General features: G+C 72.8%; 9 protein-coding genes. 6 read left to right on the forward strand and 3 right to left on the reverse strand.

The window, feature by feature from the left end:
* Positions 1 to 254: 254 nt before the first annotated feature.
* Both AC067N_RS38695 and AC067N_RS38700 read right to left on the reverse strand, forming a co-directional pair.
* Positions 255 to 1,268, reverse strand: a complete 1,014-nt coding sequence (locus AC067N_RS38695; RefSeq protein WP_478683648.1) for a DUF3152 domain-containing protein — start codon at positions 1,266 to 1,268, stop codon at positions 255 to 257.
* A 719-nt stretch (positions 1,269 to 1,987) separates the two neighbouring features.
* Complete coding sequence (locus AC067N_RS38700; protein WP_478683649.1) at positions 1,988 to 3,226, reverse strand: alpha/beta fold hydrolase; 1,239 nt, start codon at positions 3,224 to 3,226, stop codon at positions 1,988 to 1,990.
* Between the two features lie 316 nt (positions 3,227 to 3,542).
* On the opposite strand from AC067N_RS38700, the gene AC067N_RS38705 reads away from it, so the two are divergent.
* The 4 genes from AC067N_RS38705 to AC067N_RS38720 all read left to right on the forward strand — a co-directional run bounded on the left by AC067N_RS38705 (position 3,543) and on the right by AC067N_RS38720 (position 5,584).
* A complete protein-coding gene (locus tag AC067N_RS38705; protein ID WP_478683650.1) occupies positions 3,543 to 3,767 on the forward strand; it encodes a hypothetical protein in 225 nt (74 codons plus the stop codon).
* 280 nt (positions 3,768 to 4,047) lie between these two features.
* Positions 4,048 to 4,689 (forward strand): TetR/AcrR family transcriptional regulator, encoded by a 642-nt coding sequence (locus AC067N_RS38710; RefSeq protein WP_468103961.1) that lies wholly within the window; start codon positions 4,048 to 4,050, stop codon positions 4,687 to 4,689.
* Between the two features lie 179 nt (positions 4,690 to 4,868).
* Complete coding sequence (locus tag AC067N_RS38715; protein WP_201452661.1) at positions 4,869 to 5,096, forward strand: DUF3107 domain-containing protein; 228 nt, start codon at positions 4,869 to 4,871, stop codon at positions 5,094 to 5,096.
* A gap of 218 nt (positions 5,097 to 5,314) precedes the next feature.
* Entirely contained in the window at positions 5,315 to 5,584 is a 270-nt protein-coding gene (locus AC067N_RS38720; RefSeq protein ID WP_478683651.1) for a hypothetical protein, read from the forward strand.
* Between the two features lie 272 nt (positions 5,585 to 5,856).
* On the opposite strand, the gene AC067N_RS38725 is transcribed toward AC067N_RS38720, so the two are convergent.
* The gene (locus tag AC067N_RS38725) at positions 5,857 to 6,627 is read right to left on the reverse strand and encodes a ferritin-like fold-containing protein (protein ID WP_478683652.1); all 771 of its coding nucleotides are present in this window, start codon (positions 6,625 to 6,627) and stop codon (positions 5,857 to 5,859) included.
* Between the two features lie 499 nt (positions 6,628 to 7,126).
* On the opposite strand from AC067N_RS38725, the gene AC067N_RS38730 reads away from it, so the two are divergent.
* On the forward strand, positions 7,127 to 9,598 hold the full coding sequence (locus AC067N_RS38730) for a DEAD/DEAH box helicase (protein ID WP_478683653.1): 2,472 nt from the start codon (positions 7,127 to 7,129) through the stop codon (positions 9,596 to 9,598).
* Positions 9,599 to 9,877: 279 nt separating this feature from the next.
* On the forward strand, positions 9,878 to 10,747 hold the full coding sequence (locus AC067N_RS38735) for an alpha/beta fold hydrolase (protein ID WP_478683654.1): 870 nt from the start codon (positions 9,878 to 9,880) through the stop codon (positions 10,745 to 10,747).
* Positions 10,748 to 10,942 lie beyond the last annotated feature (195 nt).

Here is a 10,942-nt window from a genome sequence, read left to right on the forward strand (position 1 = left end):
CGGGGGGGGGGGGCCGGGTCGGTCGAGGCGGGCCCGCACCCCCCCCCCGGCCGCCCGCCGGGGGCCCCACGTTGGGCGCCCCGGGGGGGGGGGCGCGGGCGGTTGGCCCCCCCCACCACCAAAAGGGGTGAAGGGTCGTAACTTTCCCCAGCGGGAGACGTTTCGTCGCGCTAAGCGTGACTACGTCGCGTCGGGTGGTGGAGCACCCCCGCCGCCGTCACGCAGTCGATGCACCGCGACCACCGAGCCGGGGCTCAACTCTCCGGGAACGCCCAGGGATTGGCCTTGCACGTGATGCCGTCATACGAGAGGAACTTGCTCTGCTGCTGCATGACCGGTGCGAGGTCGCCGTCCTTGTCGCAGGTCACATGGCTGTAGCCGAGACGGTGTCCGATCTCGTGGTTGATCAGCATCTGCCGGTACGCGTGGATACGGTCGCCGTAGGTCTTCGAACCCTGGGCCCAGCGATAGGCGTTGATCATCACGCGCTCGGTGGCGGCCGAGTCGCACGAAACGTTGTCCACGGTCGTGTCGAGCCCCGACTTGGCGCACCACACGGCGGTGGTGCCCGGACTGGCCAGCGTGATGACGAAGTCGGGCTCACCCGACGAGATCCGTTCGAAGGTACGGCCGCCGTTGTGCGCCCAACTCCGGTCGTCGTTCAGTGTCTTCTGCACGGCCTCCGCGAACAGTTCGGCGTCGAGGCCGAGCCCTTCTTCGACATCGACCCGGTAGCGGTACTTCCGACCGGTCCCCGGGGCCTTGTCGAAGCCCATGACGGCCTTGAACGTGCCGTTGCCCTCGAGGTCCGCGGCCAGTTCGTACTTCCTGCCCATCTTCTCGTCGTACGAGAGCGGGGTCGCGTTCACGTTCGGCGCGCTGGTCGGCGTGGGCCGGTCGTCGCTGCGCGAGGTGTCCCGTACGGCGCGGTCGCCGGCGTCCGCGGCCTGCGTCCGGGGGGCCGTGTCGTCCTGGCCGCCTGCGACCTGCCCGCCGGCGATGACCGCGAGGACGGTGGTGACGGCGGCGGCCGCGATCCCCGCGAACGCCCGCCCCTTGCCGCTCCTGCCCGTGTCCTCGCCCTCGGCCAGGTCACCGGTCGGCGGCTTCTCGTCGAGAACCTGCTCGTTCCGTACGCCGGCCTCGGCATCGCCGCCGGCGTCGGCATGCGGCGCGCCGCGGTGACTCCTGCCGGGCGCGAAGACGTCGTCGACCTCGCCGAAGGCGTCCAGATAGGCCTGCCGCGGACCGGCGGCCGGTGGCGGCACGGCCTCCTGCCGCTGCCGGGGGATGGGGATGCGCGGGCCCGGACCCTGGCCGGCCGCACCGTGCGGAGGTCCGCCGAGCCCGCCGCGCGACACACCGTAGGCAGGGCCGCCCGTCGCGCCGTACGGGGCCCCCGAAGGAGCCCCGCTCGCGCCCCCGGCACCCGTCCGTGGTCGTCCAGCACCGCCCAACCGGCCCCAGCCACCGCCCGCTTCATGCTGCTCGGGATGCCCCCCACGGCTCTGCGGGAAGCCGCCCCGGCCAGGGGCGCCGCCGGGAGGACGGGGAGATCCGTGCGCGGAAGTACCGTCCGGGAGACGAGGCGCCTCCTGCGCCCCCTGCCCCAAACCGCCGTCCGGCAGACGCGGAAATCCGTGCGCGGGCGTGCCATCGGGGAAGCGCGGAAACCCGTGCGCCGGCGTGCCGTCGGGAACGAAGGGAAAACCGTGCGCGGGCGTGCCGTCCGGGAGGCGTGGAAACCCCCGCGCGGGCGCGCCGTCAGGATGACGTCGCGCTCCCGGCCCCGGATCCCCTTCGTATCCGGGAGGGGCGCCGCGACCCGGCGTGCCGTCCGGCGAACGGGGTGGGGCCGGTGGGCGACCACGGAGCAGCCCTCCCCGGTCACCTGCTTCCGGCGGGCCCCCTGGGGCCGCCGATGGTCCTTCACTCGCGTCGCCCTTCGGCGCCCGCCCCTTGCGGCTGTGCCGTCCCACGCCGCGCCTCAGCTCCCCACTGCGGGGGCGCCCGGTGCGGCTCCGCCCCCGGCGGAATCGTCACCGTCGGCCGCGGCCGAACCGACCGCGTCCACCAGTCTCCCCTTCGCGGGCTCACCGTTCAGGGACTCACCCCTCACGGGTTCGCCGTTCGCCGGCTTCCCGTTCACAAGCTCCCCGTTCACCCGCTCCGCCTCCACCCGGTCCGAGGCCGGCATCGCTGAGCCCCGTGCGCCCGAACGCCGCGCTGCGGAGCCATGTCGCTCCGAGCTTCCCACACCGCCGGGTCCCCTCCCGGCCGTATCGGCCAGCAGGTCGCGAAATGCCGCGGCAACCGTCTCCGGGTACTCCATCATGGCCACGTGCCCGGCGTCCGGCAGGGACACGAGGCGCGAGTCGCGGAAGGCGCGGGCGGCGCGCTGGGCCATGCGGTAGCCGACGAGCTGGTCGCGGCGGCCGTAGACGAGGAGCGTGGGAGCGAGGACACGCTCGGCCTGGCGCCACAGCGAGTGCTGTCCGCCCAGGGTGTACGCGTCGACGATGCCACGGGCGGATCTCGTCATCGCGTCCCACATGTAGGGGAGTTGGAGGCGCCGCTCCATCTCCTCCACCGCGTTGCGGAAGCCTTCCTCCGTGACGCGGCCGGGGTCGCCGTAGCAGAGCGCCATGACACCCCGGACACGCTGCTCGGCGGTCCAGCCCCTGGTGAAGCGGGTGAAGAGCGCCGCCACACCGGGGACCGCGAGCATCCCGGTGGGCACCGCGGTGCGCTGCACGCGCAGTTCGGGCAGCGCGGGCGAGACCAGGGTCAGCGTGCGTACGAGATCGGGGCGCAGGGCCGCCACACGGGTGGTGACCGCGCCGCCGAGGGAGTTGCCGAACAGGTGCACCGGGCCGCGCCCGGACGCGTCCAGGTAACGGATGACGGCTCGCGCGTGTGCCGTGATCGAGTAGTTGCCGTCGTCCGGCGGCGGCGAGTCGCCGAAACCGGGCAGGTCGACGGCCTCGCTGGCCACCGACCCGTCGAGCAGCGGCATCAGCGCCGACCAGTTCTGCGAGGAGCCGCCCAGGCCGTGCACATACAGGGCGGGCGGCAGGTCGTCGCGGTCCGGTGTTCTCGACCGCACCGCCAGGGTGATCCCCGGCAGTCTCACCGACCTGATCCGCTCCCCGGGGGCCACACGCACGGAACTCGCCTTCGGCGACGCGGTGGCGGTCAGCAGGGACGGCAGTTCGGTCGAAGGCATGCGGCAATGTTACGAGACGATCACGCAGTGGTTCATGTGTTCGCCGTCACAGATCAAGCAGTGCACGTCGGGGTACCGGAGCACGGCGTGGTCCCCGCGACCACGGCACAACGAAGCGGAGCGCGACCGCGCGGTCACGGCCGGGCCACCGCCCCGCGGGTGCGGCGGACAATCGTCCCCGTCACCGCCGGACCGCATAGCGCCACGTTCACCTGTCTCCTAGGCTCGTAGGCAGCGAGCACACCCATACGTGGCCCCTGCCGCTTCAAGGACGTTTCCGGCAGCACCGAGGCAGTAGCAGGAAGGGGAGACCACGATGGCCGTTGACCCCACCGATCCCGAGACATTCGCGGACGAGGAGGCCGATTCCGTGGAGATCGACGACGTCGAGGCCCCCGAGGCCGATGCCGCCGAGCAGCACACGTATGTCACCCCCGACAGGGACGACCCGCTGACCGACGTCGATCCGGACGCCGCCAACGTGGCCGACCTGGCCGAACAGGCCCGCGTGGTCGATCTCGACGAGGACGACTACCGGTAGGCCCGGGACTCCGCCGGGACCCGCCCGGCGCCCGGACCATGCAGGCATGCCCGCCGGCCCCCGTCCGTCGCCAGGACGACCGCCGGTGACGCGTGTGACGACGAGCGGTGAGCGGAAAGGGCTTCCTTCTGTCCACCCTGCCCCCGTTTGACGTGGTCCGCGGCACTTTCCCAGGCGTCCGGTCCGTGAAATTCTGCGCTCGCACCGCGCGCACCAGGGTTACCGAAAAGTACGATGGCGGCGCGGCGCACACCGCAAATGGACGATTTTGGGAGGCGGCGTGACAGCCATCGAGCAGACAGAGGCGGCACGCCCGCGGGGCACACGCCTTCCGCGCCGAGCCCGACGCAACCAGCTGCTGGGCGCCGCCCAGGAAGTCTTCGTGGCCCAGGGCTACCACGCGGCAGCGATGGACGACATCGCCGAGCGCGCCGGTGTCAGCAAGCCGGTCCTCTACCAGCACTTCCCCGGCAAGCTCGACCTCTACCTGGCCCTGCTGGACCAGCACTGCGAGTCCCTCATCCAGGCGGTGCGGGGCGCGCTCGCGTCGACGACCGACAACAAGCAGCGCGTACGGGCCACGATGGACGCGTACTTCGCGTACGTCGAGGACGAGGGCGGCGCCTTCCGGTTGGTCTTCGAGTCGGACCTGACGAACGAGCCCGCGGTGCGCGAGCGCGTCGACAAGGTCACGAACGAGTGCGCCGAGGCCATCTGCGACGTCATCGCCGAGGACACCGGTCTGTCGCGCGCGGAGTCGATGCTCCTCGCCTCGGGTCTGGGCGGTCTCGCCCAGGTCGTGGCGCGGTCCTGGCTGCACAGCGACCGCAGCGTCCCCCGCGAGCAGGCGGTCCAGCTGCTGGCGTCGCTGGCCTGGCGCGGTATCGCGGGCTTCCCGCTGCACGGCACCGAGCACCACTGACCGTCGTCCCGCGGCCCCGGACCGGTGTTCGGCCCACCCCTGGTCCGGGGTTTTGTTCCCGCACCCTGTTCGCTCCTGGCGTTCTCGAGCGGAGGGTGGACGTCCCCTCACCGGGCTAATGTGTGCTGGGTACGGCGCGGACGCCCGCGCACTTCACTGACCGTCGGAGGGACATAGCCGTGGAGGTCAAGATCGGCGTGCAGCACGCACCCCGCGAGATCGTTCTGGAGAGCGGTCAGAGTGCCGAGGAGGTCGAGCGTGCCGTGTCCGAGGCGCTGACCGGCAAGTCGGCGCTGCTGAGCCTCACGGACGAGCACGGCCGCAAGGTGCTGATCCCGGCCGACCGTCTCGCGTACATCGACATCGGCGAGCCGACCGTCCGCAAGGTCGGCTTCAGCGCGCTGTAGCCGAGGGGCACACGAGGCATACGGAGGGGCCCGGTGGTGTGACACCACCGGGCCCCTCCGTATGCGTCCGTATGCGCGCTCCTCCTGGCTCCCCTGGCCCGTAGCGCGTACGAGAGGCCATAACCGCTCCGCGGAGGAGGGTTGCGTTCCATGGCTCGCGGGTAGTACCGGCTACGACCGATTTGCCCAGGCCAGACCGTGCGGGAGGGAACTCGATCATGTTCTTGGAAGCGCTCGGATCCGCACTCGTCGGACTCGCCCTCGCCTGTGCCGCCGTGTACCGCCTGGCGCACCGCCTGCCGCCTCGCACGCTCGTGCTGCCGACCGGCGTGGCCGGCGCCCTCTTCGGCGCCTTCCTCACCCACACCGCCCTGGGCGCCACGAACTACCTGGTGCTCCTCGCCGGTGCCGCGATCGTCGCCGCGGCGTCGCTCTCGCTTCTGCTGCGGCCGACGGAGCGTCTTCGACGCAGCTCGGCGCCCGCCTGAGCCCCAGACCCCCGAGGGGCTGCGGGGCCGGGACGGCTCCACCGCGCGGGCGCGACCGGCCGGGCCTTCCGGGGCTCCACCGCGCGGGCGCGACCGGCCATGACGGCCACACGGCCACCCAAGGACCCGACACCGCGTCACCCGGCGATTAGCCGCTCATGCGGCGACCCGCCGTCCCCGTGCCACGGCCAACCGTCCCGCACGGCGGCCGGCCATGTACCCGGCGCTCGGCCGCCCACGTGTGGCCGAGCGCCAAGCGGGCGATCAGTCGCTCACGCGGCCAGGCCCAGCGCGGCCATCCGCTTCGTGTGCGCCTCGGTGATCCGGGAGAACATCCGCCCCACCTCCGCCAGGTCGAAGCCGTCGGCCACACCGCCCACGAGCATCGTCGACAGGGCGTCCCGGTCGGCCACGACCCGCTGGGACTGCGACAGCGCTTCGCCCATCAGCCGCCGCGCCCAGAGCGCGAGCCGCCCGCCCACCCGCGGGTCCTCGTCGATCGCCGCCCGCACCTTCTCCACCGCGAACCCGGCGTGCCCGGTGTCGTCCAGGACGGCGAGCACCAGCCCGCGCGTGTCGGAGTCGAGGTGCGCCGCCACCTCCCGGTAGAAGTCGCTGGCGATCGAGTCGCCGACGTACGCCTTGACCAGCCCCTCCAGCCAGTCCGAGGGGGCCGTCTGCTTGTGGAAGCCGTCGAGCGCGTCCACGAACGGCTCCATGGCGTGCGTCGGCTCCTCGCCGACCTCCGTGAGCCGGTCCCGCAGCCTCTCGAAGTGGTGGAACTCGGCGGCGGCCATCTTCGCCAGCTCCGCCTTGTCGACGAGCGTCGGCGCCAGCTTCGCGTCCTCCGCGAGCCGTTCGAACGCCGCGAGTTCCCCGTACGCCAGCGCTCCGAGCAGATCCACGACCGCGGCGCGGTACTGGGGGTCGGCCGAGGCTTGGGCCCAGTCCTGGGCGGCGATGCCGGTGACCTCGGCGGTCTCGGCCGTCTCAGCGGTACCGGCGGCGTTCTCAGGCTTGTCAGACGTGGTCATGAAGCGCACAATAGCCCGCTCTGCGCAGGGCGGAAGGGCCCGGTCGTTCGGTGTGACGACGACTACGTGACCAAATCGGCCATCGCATGTGCGCGATTCCGGGGTATGGTGGTAATGCGCCTGCTGAGTACGTCGACGTACCACCGCGGTATCTCGACCGTCTCTCGACAGGCCGCACGCATGAGGATGCCCGGTCGGTGGCCCGATCGGCTCCGACCCGACAGCCCTCCTGTTCCGTACGGCACTTCGCGTACGGCGTCCGGAGGGAACCCCTCAGCGGTATGAGCGCTAGAGCGTCGGCAGTGGTCCCGTGCCACACGGCCAGCCCGTGAGGGCGGCCGATGTCCCTCAGGCACGGTCAGACGACACGACCCCCGCGCTCGCGCCACACCGCGTACACAGAAGAGGCAGCACCCTGACTACGACTTTTCGAGATCTCGGAATCCTTCCCGAGACGGCCGAGGCCCTGGAAGCCGTCGGCATCATCACTCCCTTCCCCATCCAGGAGATGACGCTCCCGGTCGCCCTCTCCGGCACCGATGTCATCGGCCAGGCCAAGACCGGCACCGGCAAGACGCTCGGCTTCGGCCTCCCGCTCCTGGAGCGTGTCACGGTCCCCGCCGACGTCGAGGCCGGCCGCGCCAAGCCCGAGGACCTCCCCGACGCCCCGCAGGCGCTCGTCGTCGTCCCCACCCGCGAGCTGTGCACCCAGGTCACCAACGACCTGCTGACGGCCGGCAAGGTGCGCAACGTCCGGGTCACCGCGATCTACGGCGGACGCGCCTACGAGCCCCAGGTCGAGGCCCTGAAGAAGGGCGTCGACGTCGTCATCGGCACCCCCGGACGACTCCTCGACCTGGCCGGCCAGAAGAAGCTGAACCTCAAGCACGTCAAGTGCCTGGTCCTCGACGAGGCCGACGAGATGCTCGACCTGGGCTTCCTGCCCGACGTCGAGAAGATCATCAACATGCTTCCGGCGAGGCGGCAGACGATGCTGTTCTCGGCGACCATGCCCGGCGCGGTCATCGGGCTGGCCCGCCGCTACATGTCGCAGCCGACGCACATCCGCGCCACGGCCCCGGACGACGAGGGCGCGACGGTCCGGAACACCTCGCAGCACATCTACCGCGCGCACAACATGGACAAGCCGGAGATGGTCGCGCGCATACTGCAGGCCGAGGGCCGGGGACTGGCCATGGTCTTCTGCCGCACCAAGCGCACGGCCGCCGACCTCGCCGACCAGCTGAAGCAGCGCGGCTTCGCCGCCGGCGCGGTCCACGGCGACCTCGGCCAGGGCGCCCGCGAACAGGCGCTGCGCGCCTTCCGCAACGGCAAGGTCGACGTCCTCGTCTGCACCGACGTCGCCGCACGCGGCATCGACGTCGAGGGCGTCACCCACGTCATCAACTACCAGTCCCCCGAGGACGAGAAGACATATCTGCACCGCATCGGCCGCACGGGCCGCGCGGGCGCCAAGGGCATCGCGATCACGCTCGTCGACTGGGACGACATCCCGCGCTGGCAGCTGATCAACAAGGCGCTGGAGCTGAACTTCAACGACCCGCCGGAGACGTACTCCACGTCCCCGCACCTCTTCGAGGAGCTGAGCATCCCGGCGGGCACGAAGGGGGTCCTCCCGCGCTCGGAGCGCACCCGGGCCGGCCTGGACGCCGAGGAGCTGGAAGACCTCGGTGAGCCGGGTGGTCGCGGTGCCCGCGGGCGCGGCAGCCGCTCCTCCGGACCCGCGTCGTCCACCGAACGCGAGCGCCCGGAGCGTACGCCGCGCCGTCGCCGCCGGACGCGCGGTGGCGCCGCCGTCGACACGGCGTCCCCCGAGGCGACCGCGGTCACCGAGCCGACGCGGCCCACGGACGGCCCCGGCACCGCCGCCGAGCCCGACGCCGGCCCCCGCACGCCTCGTCGCCGTCGCCGCACCCGCGGCGGCGTGACGCCGGCGGCGGAGACGGTGACGCCCGTGGCGGAGTCGGCGGGTGCCGAGAAGGCCCTGGCCTCCGTGGACGCCGTGGACGCCCCGCTGGGCACGGTCGAGGGCGTCGCGGACCCGGCGGGGGCCTCGCCTGCCGCCGACGAGACGAAGCCGCGCCGTCGCCGCACCCGGAAGACGGCGTCGACGGAACCGGCCGAGGCTACGGCCGCCGAGATGGCGGTCGACACCGTCGAGGGCACGGTGGCCGAGGAGGCCGCAGCCAAGCCGCGGCGCCGCACCCGGAAGGCCGCGGAGACCGCGGAGACCGCGGAGGCTCCCACCGCCGAGGCCGCGCTCGACACGGCCGAAGGCACGCCCGCCACCGACGAGGCCACCGCCAAGCCCCGCCGCCGGACCCGCAAGACCGCAGCGGCCGTCGAGGCCACCGGCGAGGACACGGCGGCCACCGCCGAGGACACCGCGCCCAAGACCCGCCGCCGGACCACGCGCAAGGCCGCCGAAGCCCCGGTCGACACGACCGAGGCCGTGGCCGAGGAGGCCGCACCCAAGCCGCGCCGCCGGACCCGCAAGGCCGCGGAGACCGCGGAGACCACGGAGGCTCCCACCGCCGAGGCCGCGCTCGACACGGCCGAAGGCACGCCCGCCACCGACGAGGCCACCGCCAAGCCCCGCCGCCGGACCCGCAAGACCGCAGCGGCCGTCGAGGCCACCGGCGAGGACACGACGGCCACCGCCGAGGACACCGCGCCCAAGACCCGCCGCCGGACCACGCGCAAGGCCGCCGAAGCCCCGGTCGACACGACCGAGGCCGTGGCCGAGGAGGCCGCACCCAAGCCGCGCCGCCGGACCCGCAAGGCCGCGGAGACCGTGGTCGAGGTGTCGGTTCCCGCGCAGCCGACGGAGGAGCAGGCCACCAAGCCGCGTCGCACGCGTAAGGCTGCGGCTGTGTCGGTCGAGGGCACCGGTGAGACGCCGGCGCCGCGTCGGCGGGTACGGAAGGCCGCGGCTGTCGTGGAGCCGACGGACGGCTGAGCCTGGACAGCGAGCCGGAGGCCCGGTCCCCTATCGGGGTCCGGGCCTCCGCCGTTCCGGGTTTCCACGCCCCCGCCGCCCCTACCCGTCCCTTCCCCAGGGGCCGGCGCCCCTTCGACCGACCCCGACTGCTGGGGGTCGGTTGGTGGGGTTCGGGGGCGGGTGGGGACGGAACCGCATCAGTCCCTCAGCACCTGGCCGGGCCGACGGCAGCCCCGGGCTGTGGGCGGTCGCTCGCCTGTGTGAATGGCGTGGCCGGTCTGCGGATACCCTCGCCTCATGAGCCGTCCTCCCACCTTCACCCCGCCCCCCGGTGCCCGCGCCCACCGGCTGCGCACCTCTCGCGGTGAGTTCGCCGTGATCGAGGCGGGCACCCCGGTGAAGGGCACCGTGCTCCTCGTACCGGGGTTCACGGGCAGCAAGGAGGACTTCATCGCCCTGCACGAACCGTTGGCGGAGGCCGGGTACCGCTCCGTGGCCGTGGACGGACGAGGCCAGTACGAGAGCGAGGGTCCCAGGGACGACGAGTCGCCGTACGCGCAGGACGAACTGGCGAGGGATCTGCTCGCCCAGGCGCGTGCAGTCGACGACGGTGCCCCCCTGCACCTCGTCGGCCACTCCCTCGGCGGTCAGATCTCCCGCGCCGCCGTCCTCCAGGACCCCTCACCCTTCGCCTCCCTCACCCTGATGGCCTCCGGCCCGGCCCAGATCTCGGAGAGCCAGCAGCAGCGCGTCAAGCTGTTGCGGGACGCGCTGGCCGTCATGGGCATGGAGCAGGTGTGGGACGCCATCCAGGCGATGGAACCGCCGGAGGAGACCGAGACCGGCGGCCTCGACGAGGGCCTGGACGACAGCGCCGACCTGCACCGCCGCTGGCTCGCCCACAGCCCGGCCCAGCTCATCGCCACCGGCCGGCAGCTCTGCTCGGAGCCCGACCGTGTCGACGAGCTGGCCGCCCTGGACCTGCCCACGCACGTCCTGTCCGGCGAGCGCGACGACACCTGGCCGATCCCGCTCCTCGACGACATGGCCGAACGCCTCCGCGCACACCGCACCGTCGTCGCCGCCGCCGAACACTCCCCCAACACGGACCGGCCGAAGGCCACGGCCGCCGCCCTGATCGGCTTCTGGGACCGGCTCACCGGGTGAGCAGGCCCCGCACCGCCGTGAGGCCATGGCGCCGATCGAGTGAGCCGGATCGGCGCCGGGCGGGCGCCCGCTCACACAGGACCGCTCGCCCGCGCTAGTACCAAGGCCGTGAAGTTAACGGGTCTCGCGGTGTTGTCCAGGGGCCTGTAGGTGAGGGTTTGGCCGGACATGAAGAGCGGAGCCCCGGTAGAACTG

The organism is Streptomyces sp. NPDC042364 (genome assembly GCF_056437585.1).